The following is a 15,947-nucleotide window of genomic DNA, read 5'->3' as shown; positions in this document are numbered from 1 at the left end:
GCCCGAGGTGTGTGGCTTTGAGGCTTCAACAGTCACAGTGGATTTTTTCTCCGGTATCCAGGTTCATCATGGTGAGCGCTCCGCCCCAAACGCAGCCAGTATCCAGGCCTATAAAGCGGTCTTTGCCTGTCTCACCTTCGATAGCGGCCCAATGGCCAAAGATCACGCGCAAGTCATCCGGGCGGGGAAATTCAAACCAGGGGGCATAGCCCTCGGGCGCGCTGCCAACGGACTCTTTAGCGGTGAGCTCAAGCCTGCCGTCTTGTGCAATAAAACGCATCCGGGTGAAGTAATTGGTTATCACCCGCCAGCGATCCATGCCTGTGAGGCTTGCGTCCCACCCTTCCGGAATATTCCCGTACATCAACGCAAAATATTCCTTGGCGTGCTCGCCACGAATGACCTCTTCCACCTCCCGGGCGCTGGCCAAAGCTTGTTCAACAGTCCAGATGTGAGGCACGCCCGCATGGGCCATGATGAGGTTGCGCTCAGGATCATGCACGCACAGATTCTGCTGTCGTAGCCACCCCAAGAGCTTATCGCGATCGGGCGCCTTCAGGATTCCCTTGAGCGTGTCCTTGCGCTTTGGCTCGTGGCCGCCAAACGCTACTGCCAAAAGGTGCAGGTCGTGATTACCCAGAACCACCACGGCAGAATCGCCAAGACTCTCGATGTAACGCAGGGTTTTAAGGGAGGATGGGCCACGATTAATCAAATCTCCCGCCACCCAGAGGCGGTCACGGGAAGGCGAAAAGCCCACCTTGGCCAGGACATCCTGCAAACGGTCATAGCAGCCCTGAATATCGCCTATGGCGTAATCAGTCATGGCTATCTCCGCTTACGTCTCCTGCGCCAGCTTCACCAGTCTGAACAGCTGCTGGGTCATTACCTTTTTCAGTTGCCAGCAAATCCGCAATGCTAACGTAATCCGCCAGGCTGAGGTTTTCGGGCCGCAAGCCGTCGTTAATACCCAGAGCCTGCAACTGCTCCAGGGTCACCATGCCGGCCAAGGCCTTACGCAAGGTTTTCCGGCGAGCGTTGAATGCAGTTCTTACAACCGCCTGCAATGTAACCAGATCTTTGGCCGGATGCGGCAGTTCCTTGTGAGGAACCAGCCGTACAATGGCGGAATCCACTTTTGGAGCGGGCCGGAATGCACCAGGACCCACTTCAAACAACGGCTGAACCTTGCAGAAGTACTGGGTCATGATGCCCAGCCGGCCATAATTATTATCACCAGGTACCGCTGCCATCCGCTGCACCACTTCTTTCTGCAGCATGAAGTGCATGTCTTGCACCACACCCGATTGCGCCAGAAGGTGGAATATCAGCGGCGTAGAGATGTTATAGGGCAAATTGCCAATAATGCGCAGAGGCTTGTCATCCACAAGCTGGCTGAAATCGAACTTCAGTGCGTCAGCTTCGTGAATGCGAAATTCCGGGTAGTTGAAAAACTTGGTGCGCAGCACAGGGATCAGGTCTCGATCCAACTCCACAACCTGCAGTTTTGGATTAACCGCCAGGATTTCCTCAGTGATCGCACCAAGGCCGGGGCCGATTTCAACAATGGCATCATCCGGCTTTGGGTGAATGGCCCGAATGATACGCTCGATGATGCCCGGATCGTGAAGGAAGTTCTGGCCAAACCGTTTCCTGGCCTGATGGCCGGCTTTTTTACTCACTCAGATGTCTCTTTGTTGGGGGCTTTGCGATTCGCAGACTTGAGGGAGCGAGCCATTTGCCCACCCACCCGGATAGCCGTGTACAGACTGCCGGAGTCTGCCTTGCCTGTACCGGCGAGATCCAGCGCTGTGCCGTGATCTACCGATGTGCGCACAATGGGCAAACCCAGGGTAATATTTACAGCTCGCCCAAAACCCTGAAACTTGAGAACAGGCAGCCCCTGATCGTGGTACATGGCCAAAGCTGCGTCAGCATCATCAAGCCAGTGCGGTGTGAACAGTGTATCCGCCGGTAGCGGACCAATCAGCTGCATGCCTTCAGCGCGAAGTTTCTCAAGTGCTGGCTCAATAACGTCAATTTCTTCCCGACCAAGATGGCCACCTTCCCCGGCATGGGGGTTCAGACCGGTAACGAGAATTCTTGGCCTCTCAATGCCGAAAAACTTTTTCAGATCGGCATTCAGAATCCTGGTGACTTGAGTAATCCGCTCTGGTGTAACCGCCGCAGATACGTCCTTCAAGGGTAAGTGAGTTGTTACCAACGCTACTCGCAGCTCTTCTGTGGCAAGCATCATGACCACTCGCTCAACCCCACAGAGTTCTTGCAGGAATTCGGTATGGCCACTGAACTCAATTCCGGCTTCGTTGATGATGCCTTTGTGAACGGGCGCAGTAACCATGCCATCAAAATCACCCGCAAGACAGCCGTTGGCCGCAACTTTGAGGGTTTCCAGCACATAGTGACTGTTGGCAACATCCAGCTTGCCCGCCTGAAACGATGCACAGCCCTCAACATGCAAAACAGAAAGCTCTCCCGCACCTTTTTTTGGCATCATGCCGGGTTGCCAGAGGTGCAGTTTGACGTTGATGCCCAGAAGCTGGGCCCGAGCCTCCAGCAGCGGCTGGCTGGCGATAACTACCACACCTGCGTCACGTTGAGCTGCCGCCAGTTGCAGACATAGCTCGGGGCCTATGCCGGCAGGCTCACCCGCCGTGAGCGCCAGAACAATCTCATCACTCATTATTCTGAAGAATCCTGAGAGTCACTTGGTTCGTCTTCCACAGTGTCGGTTGCATACTCACCTTTAAGTTCAACAAAGGCTTCATCCCGGATTTCCCTCAGCCAGTTTTGCAACTCGGAGTCGAACTTGCGGCGATAGATAGCCTGGCGCGCTTCCGCCTGTTTCACATCAACACTGATGTCTTTCTGGCGACGCTCTTCAACCAGAAGGATGTGCCAACCAAACTGGGAACGGAACGGTCCTTTGATCTCACCGACTTCGGCTTCCTGCATGGCTTGCTCAAATGCTGGCACCATCTGCCCTGGGCTCACCCAGTCCAGATTACCACCGTCAGATCCGGAAACCGGGTCGTCAGAATACTGCCGCGCCAGGGCTGCAAAATCAGCACCGTCCTGCAACTGCTGATAAAGCTCCCTAATGGTAGCTTCCGCCTCCGCTTCGGTGACCGCTCCAGAAGGCCGAATCAGGATATGGCGCACACGATTTTGCTGTATGACCTTTTTCTGGGCACCACCGCGCTTGTCCATCACCATAACCATGTGGAAGCCGCTGTTGTTCTCCAAAACCTCCGAAGGCTGGCCAATTTCAAGCGCAGGTACAACTGGCGCAACCAGTGATGGCAACTGGCTTTCAGGGCGCCAACCCATATCTCCACCTTCAAGAGCATTGCTGGCATCGGATTCAGCCACCGCCACCTCACGGAAATCACGTCCATTCAGTATAGCGGTACGGAGCGCTTCAGCTTTCTCGCGAGTGGCATCTACTGCCGCATCGTCAGCCGGGTTATCCAGCTGGATAAATATGTAGGCCAGGCGATACTCAGCGTCGTTACCACCACCAGACTCCAAAGCCAGAAGATAGTTCTCAACTTCCCGGTCGGTCACGCGAACGCGGTTACCAACCAGCCGCTGCTGTACGCGGCCTGTGAGCATTTCCTGGCGAATCTGTTCCCGGGCCTGTCGGTAGCTTACGCCTTCCTCGGCCAGCTGGCTTTCAAACTCAGACAGGCTCATGCCGTTACTCTTGGCAATGTTGACGAGGGTTTCGTTCAGCTCGTTATCACTGATGCGCATGCCCATTTTGTCAGCCATCTGCAACTGGACAGACTCGGTAATCAGCTGTTCCAGAACCCGCTCTTCAAGAAGGCGACGTGGCGGCAAGCCAGTGCCTTGAGCCGCAAGGCGACCAGTAATGGTGCTGACCCGCGCTTCCAGTTCAGTCTGAAGAACCACGTCGTCATCCACAATGGCGACCACCTGGTCGAGCAATTTGCGCTCAGCGTGAGCCGAAAAAGACAGCACCACCGCAAACACCATCAGCAGTGCCTGAAAACCTTGGCGAATCGTCGCCTTCATAATCACCTCATAATGAAGAAATAAGCCTGCGGACAGGGTACCGGAATGGCACGGTTACCGTCAGGGCAAAACGAATCAGCGGGTTCCGAAACGGCGCCGCTCGCGCTCATCAAACCCATATATAGCTTCGGAGATCGACGTAGAGGACCCACCACTACCACCCAGGCCTTTTAGCTGAATCTGGAACAGTATACGGCTGTCCAGCTGCTGATCATCTGTCAGGTAATTCTGGTGAACCACCTGAACACTCCAGCAGCAATTGTTGTACTCAATTCCGGCCAAAGAGCCGACGGTACGATCCAGATCTGAATCGTACACCCAGCGGCCGATCAGACTAACACGGTCTGTTGCCGGGAGAACCGCCGCAATATCAGACTGATCCAGCTCGCCTTTGCTGTAACTGTGGCCAACACTCGCCAGATACCGGTAGTCCTCTGAATGGAAAATCAACTGACTGCGACCTTCTTCTGTATCTCCAGTTTCAGGGTCCCACAACCCGGAAGACCGGATTTGTAAATTCTGCAAGGGATTCAGCACCACCTCTCCCGCCAGTGGCGAACGGCTGCGATCACTTCCGCCTTCACCAAACAGCGTCACCTCACGATCCTCGAAGTACTGGACCTGGCCAATGCTGAAACGAGCCCGCTCGGCGCCGGTAAGCAAATCGTTGAAACGGCTGGTTAACGCCACCGTCAACTGATTAGCCTCCCCTACACGGTCGCCCCCAACAAATCGATCTGGACGGAACAGCTGTTCAAAGCGAAACGTCTGCAAGGCCGTATCAAACGACGGAATGTAGTTCTGATCTGCTTCTGCATCGGCCCAGGCGTAATACAACCGGGGCTCAAGGGTCTGGTTGTAGGGCACATCAAACAGGCTCGCCTGACGATCAAAATACAGGCCGTTGTCCCATTCCACCACAGGCACCGTACGATCAAATCCATTCGTGCCGGCGCTGTAGTCTTCCAGCTCGTAGCGGGTGTAATCCAGACTCACCGATGGACGACTGAAACCCCAGAGGGCGCGCATTGGCAGGGCCAGCTCCGGGCGTGCACGGAAGCGCTGGCCATTTGCTTTGTCGAGCCCTGTCAGTGTGTCGTTGTCGCGATAGAACCAGGTGTACTGGCTTTCCAGCTCTGCCTCAAACACGCCGGCTTTGGCGGTTCCGGCATACACCACATCCGGTAGCTGAGCATAGGGCCTGTCTGCCTGGGCAATGCGGTCGCTGACGGTCTGATAATCATTGAGATACACATCAAAATACTGGTTTTGCCCCTGATAGCGCACGCCTCCTTTGCGCTGCAGGTGCGTGGCCTGATTAATTTCCAGGCTGCGGTTGAGATCGCTCAGGTAATCCTCATCACTGACTACAGAAAAATCACCATAGCCGTTCCAACCACTGCCAAACGCAGCCCGCGTAGAAGCATCCAAAGCCCAACGCTGACCGGACTCCGCAGGGTTGTCGTCTGCGTAGGCAGAATCGTTATCTATATACCCCAACTGCAAAGTGGTCTCGCCCAGTCCACTGAGATACCGGCCTTCCACTTCGTTAAACAATCCACGTCCATGGATGTACTGGGGCGTAAATGTGGCATCGTAATGGGGTGCCAGGTTCAGGTAATAAGGCGTGGCAATGAATGCGCCGCTGCCCGCGCTGGAGGAACCAAACTGCGGGTACAGAAAACCGGTTTTGCGGCGGTCATCAATGGGGAAGCTGGCGTAGGGCCAGTAAAACACCGGAACATCCAGAACCTCCAGGCGAACATGCTTGGCGGTTCCAAAACCTTCTGCCTGATCCAGCTCGATTTCGGAGGCCACAATCGCCCAGTCATTTTGCTGCGGGCCGCAGGTGGTGAGCATGCCGTCGTGAATTTCTACCCGGGAATCATCCACCCGGGAAAGGCTTCCGGCACTGCCCCGCATTTCCGGGCCATGCAGCAGAAAAGTCGCGGTATTGATATCAAATCGCCCGGAGTCGACGCTGTATTCAGCGCGCTCACCAGTCAACAAAAACCCGTCACCACGGCTCACCAAGGGGCCTTGAATCGACACCTGGCCAGCACTCTGGCTATACCGGGCCTCAGAGCCGGTCACCTGAAAGCTACCCTGGCGCACCTGGACATCGCCCTGCAGATAGAGTTCCCGATCTATTTCATAACGGGCGTTCAAGCCGCTGGCTTGCAGGGCAGCTGCGCCATCAGGGCTTTCACCAAAAACAGCTGAGTCATCTTCGCCAAAGCCCGAAGGCAGGTACCCGCCGGAGCAAAATACCGGCAATGAATCCCTGACCGCATCGGGAAGCTGGCTTTTCGGGCGCCAATCCAGCTCGGCCGCAGATGGCGTATCTGCGCCAGCAGACAAACTGGCAGCCGACATCAGGGCAAACCCGGCAAACAGGCTCGCAAACCGGCGTTGCAACGTGCCTTTCTGCGCCTGCAGATAGCTGTCGGACATTGGCACGGTAGCGAGGTTCCTGTTCCAGGTGCATGAAGGAGTGTGGATAGTGCAACAGAGCGCCTAAACACAAACAACAGCGGCCTAGTTTACACGTGCCCCGAAGGCTTGTTAACGGAAACGGGACCGGATAAACGAAACTCCGCTGCAAATCCGGCTTACCCTCTTTATACTCCATGCAAAGAAGCCAACAGGAGAGCGCTTTTAATCGGTGCAACTCCGGCTAACCAACGTTATGTTTACAATGCACACTTTTCCAGGATAACAGCCCGAGCTATGGATAACCGCCTGCAGATGCTGACCGCCTGGGTCAGCCAGTTCCCCGGCTTTGAGAACGCCGAAGCCCAACCCGTTTCCGGCGATGCCAGTTTCCGGCGCTACTTTCGGGTCTGCAAAACGGAGGCGAACGGCAACCAAACCCCATTTATTGTTATGGATTCACCCCCCGAGCTGGAGGACTGTGGACCCTTCGTGCTCATCGGCAGGTATTGGCGTCAGTCCGGAATTGCAGTTCCCCGGATATTCGAAGCCGACCCGGTGCGCGGCTTTCTCTTGCTGGAGGACTTTGGCGACAGGTTAATGCTGGGTCAGCTAACCCCGGATACAGCAAACTCTCTTTATCAGGGCGCTCTGGACGAGCTTGTTCGTATCCAGCAAATCCCCCCACAACCCCACCACCCTCTGCCAGCCTATAATGCAGCACTGCTGAACCGCGAAATGGCTCTATTCCGGGACTGGTTGCTGGAAGGCTACCTCGGGCTGACGCTCGATAATGTTGAGAAATCCATGCTCGACACCACCTTTGCACTGCTCCGCGAGAGCGCTCTGGCCCAACCGGAGGTCACCGTACACCGGGATTACCACTCCCGAAATCTGCTGGTGCGAGAACAGGACACTCGCCCTGGTGTGATTGATTTTCAGGATGCCGTATCCGGCCCGGTAACCTACGACGCAGTGTCACTGCTCAAGGACTGCTACATCCAGTGGCCTGAGGAGCGTATTTGTGAGTGGCTGGAAAGCTTCCGCAAAAAGAGCCAGCAAGCAGGACTGCATCGTGCAGACCAGGACACTTTCCGCCAGTGGTTTGAATTGATGGGCATGCAGCGCCACCTGAAAGCCGCCGGCATTTTTGCCCGCCTGGCCATGCGTGACGGCAAAACTCGCTATCTTGAAGACATTCCCCGCACTGTCGGCTACCTGCTCACCGCCAGCCAGCGGCAACCTGCATTGAGGCATTTCCATGACTGGCTGGCTGCAGTTGCTGTGCCGCGGATTGAAGAGTTGATTGGCCCAATTCCGGCCCAGGAGCATACTCAGTGAAAGCAATGATTCTTGCAGCCGGCAAGGGAGAGCGCATGCGGCCACTCACCCTGACCACGCCAAAACCCTTACTCAGTGCAGGCGGCAAACCGCTCATCGAGCATCATCTTGAGCATCTGAACCGTGCCGGTTTCCGGGACGTGGTCATCAACCATGCCTGGCTCGGCGAGCAAATTGAGTACACCCTGGGTGGAGGTGATCGGTTCGGCCTGTCCCTGCACTACTCACGAGAAGGCGAACCACTGGAAACTGCCGGCGGCATTGTCCGCGCCTTACCGCTACTTGAATCCAGCGACACCCAGTGGTTTATGGTTATCAACGGGGACATCTGGAGCGACTTCGACCTGACCCGGTTACAGCCACCAGCCTCGGGTGAACAAGCGTCTCTCGACGCAATTCTGGTGATGGCAGACAACCCGGTGCATCACCGAAAAGGTGATTTTTGCCTGAACGACAACGGCCTGCTTTCCGAAGAATGTGCTGGCAAAGAGGGCGAGAAGCTGACCTTTACCGGCATCAGCCTTCTTCACCGAAGGTTGTTTGAGGGGCTGACGGATCAGGCCGGAAAACTCGGGCCCGTCTTGCGGGCAGCTATGGCTAAAAGCCGGGTAGCCGGCCTGCACCACCTTGGCAGCTGGGTTGATGTTGGAACACCTGAGCGATTGCGGGCGCTGGATCAGCAACTGGCCGCTCAGGAGCCATAGCCCGATGGGAACTCATTCAGCGCAACCCGCCCTGCCGCCGCGAATGGAAGCTGAATTTTCTACCCTGCTGCACAAGCTTTCAGCATCCAGCCACCAGGCGCACACTCTGATTGGCAAAACCAGCCTGCCCCGCTGGTGCCGGCGCCCTCTGTTTTTCTTTCTGGGTTACATTGCGAAATCGGAGGGTCGAGTTTCGGAGCAGGACATAGGGTTTGCAGAAAACCTTATTACAGCGCTAAGGCTGTCCAAGCGCCAAAGACGCAAGGCCATCAGCAGCTTCCAGCAAGGCAAAGCATCGGAAACGCTGCCTCCGCTTACCGGGCTGACACTCAGGCTCAGCCATCGCGTCTGGCCAGCCCCTGCGTTGAAAATGGCCATTTGCCTGTGCCATGCCGCCCAACTCAAAGGCCGACCAGGCAAACCCCGCCGCTACCGCTGCGAGGATACGATTGACCACATTGGCATGCCGGTCAGCATCAGCGAAGACATTTTCGACAGTTACGCCAGCCGGGTATGGGGTGACATCAGCAACGCGCCGTCCACGCCAGTCAACCTCGAGCAGGCCTGCGCCCTATTGGGCGTTACACGGCGGGACCCTGTGGCAACCATCAAGCGCGCATACCGTAAAAAAGTCTCCGAGTGCCATCCGGACAAGCTGGCGCAACAGCAACTCACCTCCGCCGAACGGGCCCTGGCCAAAGAGCGGCTGCTAGCCTACCAACAAGCCTGGGAGATGATCCGGCGTCGCCTCTGAAGTCGCAGCATCCGCTATTGTCGTGCATCCGGTGCTAACCAGGCGGCTATCCTGCCCGCAAGAGCCTTCCCATCTCGCGGGACAAATCCCGTTCCCGAACCCACTGGCTGCAGGCTAAAGCCTTGCACTCCGGCTCTCGCCAAACTTGCCCTTCGGTCGCTACCTTCACCAGACGACGACAACTCCAGAATACGCGGCACCGAGGCTTTCTCAAGTGTGGGGGCAAGCCGCTCAGCATCACCCGGATAAAACTTTGGCCCAGCCCATATCAGCGCAGGAGGTGTCCCCAACCCAGCTGCGTAGGACACAACATGATTACTGCCTCGCCCTATACCGACCAGGGCTACCAGCTCGTATTCACGCGTGTTAAGTTCCGCGGCTCCGGCCGCAAGTTCATCGCGAATTCGCTCCCGATAGGCGGTTTCCTGATCTCCCGGGGCTTCCACCGCCATAACGTCAATCGTGGTCGGAATGGCAGCTTCCGGGCTCTGCCCTTCCGGCTTGGCTTCCGGTGCAAGCTGCGGACGTTCCAGTATCCTCTTGAGGGCCGCTGGCGGTGTTTCCAGCCCCAGGCTGAGCACAGCCAGTTTACGATGGGTCAACTCCCGGGCAAGAGCACCAGCCAGCCCCGATTCCGCGTTCTCGCCTTCATCCGCCAGAATGATCACGGCGCCTCGTGCCGGCGTTTCCATCTCGGGCCAGAACAGCGCCAGCGTGCGTGTGCCGTCCTCCAGCTCAAGCCAGAGCGCAGAATCCGGAAATCGCTGGCTCAAACCCCACTCACCCTGTCCGGAAGAGACGACACCCCGCACTTCGGTAGAAGCAGATGGCGCGGGCTCTGCATCTTTGTCCTGATCCTGCGCTAATGCTGACGTCCCAGCAACTGCCAGCATAAAGGCCAACAGGCAACCGGTAATGCGCCCAGGGTATATGCTTTTACTAATTGTTCTGATTCGGCGCACAGTTCCAGCTCCTCTGGCTACGAAAACACGCTCTGGTGCTGTTAGACTGTCATTATTATTAATGGCTGCCAATTGTTTGCGAGAACCGTGATGAATCCTTATCTGATTGCCCCATCCATTTTGTCTGCTGATTTTGCTCGTTTGGGCGAAGAAGTGGATAACGTACTGGCCGCTGGCGCAGACGTGGTGCACTTTGACGTTATGGACAACCATTATGTGCCCAACCTGACCATTGGGCCGATGGTATGCGAAGCCCTACGTAAACATGGTGTTACCGCACCCATCGATGTACACCTGATGGTATCGCCGGTGGATGACCTGATCCGCATGTTTATCGACGCCGGTGCCAGCTACATCACCTTCCACCCGGAGGCGTCCCAGCACATTGACCGCTCACTGCAACTGATTCGTGAGGGCGGCTGTAAAGCAGGCCTGGTATTCAACCCCGCCACACCACTGCATTACATGGACCATGTAATGGATAAGCTCGACATGGTGCTGATGATGTCGGTCAACCCGGGCTTTGGCGGTCAGAAGTTCATTCCTGGCACCCTCGACAAACTTCGGGATGCCCGCAAGCGCATCGACGCCAGCAATTACAACATCAGGCTGGAAATCGACGGCGGCGTAAAAATCGACAATATTCGTGAAATTGCCGAAGCCGGTGCAGACACCTTTGTTGCGGGCTCCGCTATTTTTAATACTGACGATTATAAAGCCACCATTGACGCCATGCGTCAGGAGTTGGAGCAGGCCCGCACTGCATTGGGTCACCAGGTGCCAAACCAATGAGCCTGGCTGGCCTGTTTAACGCCCGCTGGCCCGGGGTTGCCCTGTTTGATCTGGATGGCACTCTGGTAGACAGTGCACCGGATCTTGCCGCGGCGGTTGACCGCACCCTCGAGCAGCTTGGGCGCAAGCCCGCCGGCCTTGAACAGGTGCGCCAATGGGTGGGTCACGGCTCCCCCATTCTGATGCGTCGTGCCCTGGCTGGCAAAGCCGACTGGGAACCTGCACGTGCAGCCGACGATGCTCTTTTTGACGACGCGCTGGCGCTATTTTATGCCAACTATCGGGAGTTCAACGGCCAACATGCGGTGGTATACCCCGGTGTTAAAGCCTGCCTGGAATTCCTGAGTGAGCGTAACTGCCCCATGGCCGTAGTAACCAACAAGCCAGAACAGTTTGTGGGCCCTTTATTGAAACAGCTGGGGCTGGATTACCACTTTAAACTGGTGATTGGTGGCGATACGCTGGAAACAAGAAAACCAGACCCTGGCCCCTTGCTTCACGCCATGGGAGCACTGAAAGGCAGTCGAGGCACCACCGTAATGATTGGTGACTCTGCTGCAGATGTCACCGCTGCCCAGGCTGCAGGTATTCCCTGTGTTGCTGTCACCTATGGCTACAATTTTGGCCGACGAGTACATGCGCTTGGAGCGGACGCTGTGGTTGATTCCCTGAGCGAGCTTTTGTAACCTCTCAACTCTTGGACTTTAATTCTTTTCAATTCGGGAGATTCCTGCCGTGCAGGGACTGAATCTGACTGCCGCGCGAGGCATCCTGACTACCCGCGCAACACGATGGTGGCGATGGCGTACCGGCTGAATAATCTCAGCCCGGCGAAAAGCGCGCCCCTGCCCGCTTAACGCCACCACCCGACAGGCGAAACCTACAGTACCGTTTGCCTGCTCGAACGCAGATCAGATCCCAGGAAACCCGACCATGAACTCCGAACAGTTCCGCAAGCTGGCACAGGCCGGCTTCAATCGTATCCCCGTGTATCGTGAAGTCCTCGCGGACATGGACACCCCTTTAAGCACCTACCTCAAGCTCGCCAGCGGGCCATATTCGTACCTGTTTGAATCCGTTCAGGGTGGCGAAAAATGGGGCCGCTACTCCATCATTGGTCTGCCCAGCCAGGAAGTGCTCAAGGTGTTCGACCACCGTATCGAGATTCGTCGGCACGGCGAACTAATCGAAGCTGCTGAAGTAGAAGACCCTCTGGCATTTGTAGCCAGTTACCAGGAACGCTTCAACGCCCCGGATCTGGAAGAGCTACCCCGTTTCAATGGCGGTCTGGTGGGCTATTTCGGATATGACACGGTTCGCTATATCGAAAAGCGCCTGGCTACCAGCTGCCCCCCGGATCGCATAGGCACCCCCGATATACTGCTGATGGTCTCCGACGAACTGGTGGTATTCGACAACCTGCGGGGCAAGCTGCACCTGATAGTGCATGTGAATCCGGCGGATGACGGTAGCTACGAACAAGCACAATCAAGGCTCGACGAACTCGAACAGAAACTACACCGGCAAACCGCCAATGCTCCACAAACGCCAGCTCATCTGCGCGGGAAAACGGTGGATGAAAGCGAGTTTGTATCAGGCTTCAGCCAGGAAAAGTTCGAAGCCGCTGTTGGTAAAATCAAGGATTACGTGCTGGACGGCGACGTGATGCAAACCGTCATCTCCCAGCGCATGTCGATTCCGTTTGAAGCACCGCCACTTAATCTCTATCGCTCACTCAGGGTACTTAACCCATCTCCATACATGTACTTCCTGGATTTGGACGATTTCCACATTGTGGGCTCTTCCCCGGAAATCCTGGCGCGTATGGAAGACCGGGAAGTCACTGTTCGCCCCATCGCCGGCACCCGCAAACGCGGCGCCACCGATGCAGAAGACCGAGCGCTTGAAGCCGAATTGCTGGCCGATCCGAAAGAAATCGCCGAGCACCTGATGCTGATAGACCTGGGCCGCAACGACGCCGGCCGCATATCGGAAACCGGCACCGTGAAGCTCACCGAAAAAATGGCGGTAGAGCGCTACTCCCACGTGATGCACATTGTGTCCAACGTGACTGGCCAGGTAAAAGACGGCATCAGCTGCCTTGATGTACTCAAGGCCACCCTGCCTGCAGGCACCCTGAGCGGCGCCCCGAAAACCCGGGCCATGGAAATCATTGATGAACTGGAGCCGGTGAAGCGTGGTGTATACGGCGGCGCTGTGGGCTATCTCTCGTTCAATGGCAACATGGATACCGCAATCGCTATCCGCACCGCCGTTATCAAGGACAATACCCTGCACATACAGGCCGGCGCCGGCATAGTTGCCGATTCAGTTCCTCGCCTTGAGTGGAAAGAAACCATGAACAAGGGCCGCGCCATCTTCCGCGCGGTGGCCATGACCTACAACGATTTTAACCACTGAGGCGAGGGATACATCATGCTACTAATGATCGACAACTACGATTCCTTCACCTACAACGTGGTGCAATATCTTGCGGAACTGGGCGCCGATGTACAGGTGCACCGCAATGACGAAATCACCGTGGAACAGATAGAGGCGCTTAAACCCGAACGGCTGGTAATCTCTCCAGGCCCCTGCACACCAAATGAAGCGGGGGTTTCCATGGAGGCCATCCGCCACTTTGCCGGCAAGATTCCCATTCTCGGTATCTGCCTCGGGCACCAGGCCATTGGGCAGGTATTCGGCGGTAAAATTATCCGCGCCGGGCGTGTCATGCACGGCAAAGTATCCCCGGTGTTTCACAACAGCACTGGCGTATTCCGTGGCCTCAACAACCCTTTGCAGTCTACCCGCTACCACAGCCTGGCAATCGAGCAAGCCAGCCTCCCGGAATGCCTGGAAATGACGGCATGGACTCGCAACAGCGATGGCACCGTGGAAGAAATCATGGGCGTGCGCCACAAAACCCTGGCCATTGAAGGGGTACAGTTCCACCCCGAATCCATCATGAGCGAACAGGGCCACGAGCTGCTCCGCAACTTCCTGCGAACCCAATAAGAAAAGGCACTACGAATGAACATGAAAGACGCACTGAACCGGGTGGCCGAAAACCTCGATATGTCCCGGGAAGAAATGAAAAGCGTGATGCGCATCGTTATGAACGGGGAAGCCACCGATGCCCAGATTGGCGCCCTGCTCATGGGTTTGCGGATAAAAAGTGAAACCGTCGATGAAATCACCGGCGCTGTGGAAGTTATGCGCGAACTGGTCTCTGGCGTAACTATTAAAGCCGAGCCACTGGTTGATATCGTGGGCACCGGCGGTGACGGCGCCAACCTGTTCAACGTCTCCTCCGCCTCCGCTTTCGTTGTTGCTGCCGCTGGCGGCTTTGTTGCCAAACATGGTAACCGCGCGGTGTCTTCCAAAAGCGGAAGTGCCGACCTGATCGAACAAGCAGGCATCAACCTGAACCTGACGCCTGAACAAGTCGCCCGCTGCGTAGAACAAATCGGCGTAGGCTTCATGTTCGCTCCATCCCATCACGGTGCCATGAAACACGCCGTGGGCCCACGTAAAGAAATGGGCTGCCGCACCCTGTTCAACATCCTCGGCCCCATGACTAACCCGGCGGGCGTTAAACGCCAGTTGGTGGGAGTATTCAGTAAAGCCCTCTGCCGCCCCATGGCCGAAGTGCTGCAAAAACTCGGCTCCGAACACATCATGGTGGTCGCCTCCAAAGACGGCCTGGACGAAATCAGCCTGGCCAGCGTCACCCACGTGGCTGAACTGAAAGATGGCGAGATCACCGAATACCAGCTCACCCCGGAAGACCTGGGCATAAAGAGCCAGACTCTGGTGGGATTGTCTGTTGATACTGCCGAGCAATCCCTCAACCTGATCAAAGCCGCCTTCGGTCGAGGCCACGACGAAATGGCCGAAAAAGCCCGAGACATGATCGCCCTGAACGCCGGCGCAGCAATCTATGTTGCCGGCCTGACACCAACCCCGAAGATGGGCGTTGAAATGGCCCTGGATGCCATGGGCTCCGGCCTCGCAGCTGGAAAACTCGCAGAACTCGCAGATTTTTCACACTGCTTCTGAGTCAGGAAAACTCGAATGAACAAGCAAAACGACAAAACCCCCACCATCCTGCGCAAAATCGTAGAAAGAAAGTGGGAAGAAATCGACTTTCGCAAACGGCAAACGAGCCTGGAAGATCTCAAGGCCATGTCTGGCGACCAGCCTGCGACAAGGGGCTTCGCCAACGCCCTGCGCCGGCGCATCGAAGCCGGCACACCAGCCGTCATTGCCGAAATCAAAAAAGCCTCACCCAGCAAAGGCATACTTCGCGACCCCTTTGAGCTCGCCGAAATCGCCGAAAGCTACGAAAAAGGCGGTGCCGCCTGTTTGTCAGTTCTCACTGACCACGACTTCTTCCAGGGCCACGAAGATTACCTGATAGCCGCCCGCAACGCATGCAGCCTGCCCGTTATCCGCAAAGACTTCATGGTTGCGCCTTATCAAGTATACGAAGCCCGCACCATCGGTGCCGACTGCATACTGCTCATTGCAGCGTGCCTCACCAAAGACCAGATGCAGGAATTGGAAGGTATCGCCCATGAGATTGGCATGGACGTACTGGTAGAAGTGCACAACAGCGAAGAAATGGACGATGCACTCACGCTGACCACACCTCTTGTGGGCATCAACAACCGCGACTTGCACACCTTCGACGTGTCGCTGGACACCACCTTCGATCTGCATCAGCGCATTGGACCTGACCGTTTGGCCATTACCGAAAGCGGCATTATGACCCGCGCCGATGTGGAAGCCATGACCGGCCGCGGAATATATGGGTTTCTCGTAGGAGAATCCTTCATGCGCGCTGCTGACCCGGGCGAGAAGCTGCAAGAACTGTTCGGCTGATCCGCACAAAACTTC

Annotated in this window: 15 protein-coding genes; 9 read left to right on the top strand and 6 right to left on the bottom strand. The window is 56.4% G+C overall.

The features are described 5' to 3' along the window. Positions 1 to 25: 25 nt before the first annotated feature. From RKA07_RS13325 to RKA07_RS13305, 5 genes are all read right to left on the bottom strand, one after another. Entirely contained in the window at positions 26 to 826 is an 801-nt protein-coding gene (locus tag RKA07_RS13325) for a symmetrical bis(5'-nucleosyl)-tetraphosphatase (protein WP_200202208.1), read from the bottom strand. Continuing rightward, positions 819 to 1,682 (bottom strand): 16S rRNA (adenine(1518)-N(6)/adenine(1519)-N(6))-dimethyltransferase RsmA, encoded by an 864-nt coding sequence (gene rsmA / locus RKA07_RS13320; RefSeq protein ID WP_310966526.1) that lies wholly within the window; start codon positions 1,680 to 1,682, stop codon positions 819 to 821. Before rsmA ends, RKA07_RS13325 begins: the two co-directional genes overlap by 8 nt. After that, positions 1,679 to 2,704 carry a 4-hydroxythreonine-4-phosphate dehydrogenase PdxA gene (pdxA, locus tag RKA07_RS13315; protein WP_200202209.1) on the bottom strand — a complete coding sequence of 342 codons (1,026 nt, stop codon included), beginning with the start codon at positions 2,702 to 2,704 and terminating at the stop codon, positions 1,679 to 1,681. The genes rsmA and pdxA overlap by 4 nt, the downstream gene beginning before the upstream one ends. Continuing rightward, the gene (locus RKA07_RS13310) at positions 2,704 to 4,059 is read right to left on the bottom strand and encodes a peptidylprolyl isomerase (protein WP_200202210.1); all 1,356 of its coding nucleotides are present in this window, start codon (positions 4,057 to 4,059) and stop codon (positions 2,704 to 2,706) included. Before RKA07_RS13310 ends, pdxA begins: the two co-directional genes overlap by 1 nt. Positions 4,060 to 4,134: 75 nt before the next feature. Next, a complete protein-coding gene (locus RKA07_RS13305) occupies positions 4,135 to 6,435 on the bottom strand; it encodes an LPS-assembly protein LptD (protein ID WP_310966749.1) in 2,301 nt (766 codons plus the stop codon). 354 nt (positions 6,436 to 6,789) lie between these two features. Between RKA07_RS13305 and RKA07_RS13300 the strand changes: the two genes are divergently transcribed. Genes RKA07_RS13300 through RKA07_RS13290 form a run of 3 tightly spaced genes read left to right on the top strand, consistent with a single transcriptional unit; the run spans position 6,790 to position 9,291 of the window. Next, positions 6,790 to 7,833 (top strand): aminoglycoside phosphotransferase family protein, encoded by a 1,044-nt coding sequence (locus RKA07_RS13300; protein ID WP_310966524.1) that lies wholly within the window; start codon positions 6,790 to 6,792, stop codon positions 7,831 to 7,833. Then, positions 7,830 to 8,537, top strand: coding sequence for an N-acetylmuramate alpha-1-phosphate uridylyltransferase MurU (gene murU, locus RKA07_RS13295; RefSeq protein WP_310966523.1), 708 nt, complete (start codon positions 7,830 to 7,832; stop codon positions 8,535 to 8,537). Before RKA07_RS13300 ends, murU begins: the two co-directional genes overlap by 4 nt. Positions 8,538 to 8,541: 4 nt before the next feature. Then, positions 8,542 to 9,291 (top strand): co-chaperone DjlA, encoded by a 750-nt coding sequence (locus RKA07_RS13290; protein ID WP_200202213.1) that lies wholly within the window; start codon positions 8,542 to 8,544, stop codon positions 9,289 to 9,291. A 14-nt stretch (positions 9,292 to 9,305) separates the two neighbouring features. On the opposite strand, the gene RKA07_RS13285 is transcribed toward RKA07_RS13290, so the two are convergent. Further along, the gene (locus RKA07_RS13285) at positions 9,306 to 10,253 is read right to left on the bottom strand and encodes a DUF3530 family protein (protein ID WP_200202214.1); all 948 of its coding nucleotides are present in this window, start codon (positions 10,251 to 10,253) and stop codon (positions 9,306 to 9,308) included. Positions 10,254 to 10,343: 90 nt separating this feature from the next. On the opposite strand from RKA07_RS13285, the gene rpe reads away from it, so the two are divergent. From rpe to trpC, 6 genes are all read left to right on the top strand, one after another. Beyond that, the gene (gene rpe / locus RKA07_RS13280) at positions 10,344 to 11,045 is read left to right on the top strand and encodes a ribulose-phosphate 3-epimerase (protein ID WP_200202215.1); all 702 of its coding nucleotides are present in this window, start codon (positions 10,344 to 10,346) and stop codon (positions 11,043 to 11,045) included. Then, complete coding sequence (locus RKA07_RS13275; protein WP_200202216.1) at positions 11,042 to 11,731, top strand: phosphoglycolate phosphatase; 690 nt, start codon at positions 11,042 to 11,044, stop codon at positions 11,729 to 11,731. The genes rpe and RKA07_RS13275 overlap by 4 nt, the downstream gene beginning before the upstream one ends. Positions 11,732 to 11,978: 247 nt before the next feature. After that, entirely contained in the window at positions 11,979 to 13,466 is a 1,488-nt protein-coding gene (trpE, locus tag RKA07_RS13270; RefSeq protein ID WP_200202217.1) for an anthranilate synthase component I, read from the top strand. A gap of 15 nt (positions 13,467 to 13,481) precedes the next feature. Beyond that, positions 13,482 to 14,063 (top strand): anthranilate synthase component II, encoded by a 582-nt coding sequence (locus tag RKA07_RS13265; RefSeq protein ID WP_200202218.1) that lies wholly within the window; start codon positions 13,482 to 13,484, stop codon positions 14,061 to 14,063. 15 nt (positions 14,064 to 14,078) lie between these two features. Continuing rightward, a complete protein-coding gene (gene trpD / locus RKA07_RS13260; RefSeq protein WP_200202219.1) occupies positions 14,079 to 15,107 on the top strand; it encodes an anthranilate phosphoribosyltransferase in 1,029 nt (342 codons plus the stop codon). Between the two features lie 15 nt (positions 15,108 to 15,122). Next, positions 15,123 to 15,932 carry an indole-3-glycerol phosphate synthase TrpC gene (trpC, locus tag RKA07_RS13255; RefSeq protein WP_310966522.1) on the top strand — a complete coding sequence of 270 codons (810 nt, stop codon included), beginning with the start codon at positions 15,123 to 15,125 and terminating at the stop codon, positions 15,930 to 15,932. Positions 15,933 to 15,947: the final 15 nt, after the last annotated feature.

The organism is Marinobacter xiaoshiensis (assembly GCF_031631795.1).
Classification (GTDB): domain Bacteria; phylum Pseudomonadota; class Gammaproteobacteria; order Pseudomonadales; family Oleiphilaceae; genus Marinobacter; species Marinobacter xiaoshiensis.
This window is presented reverse-complemented; position numbering and strand designations above follow the sequence as displayed.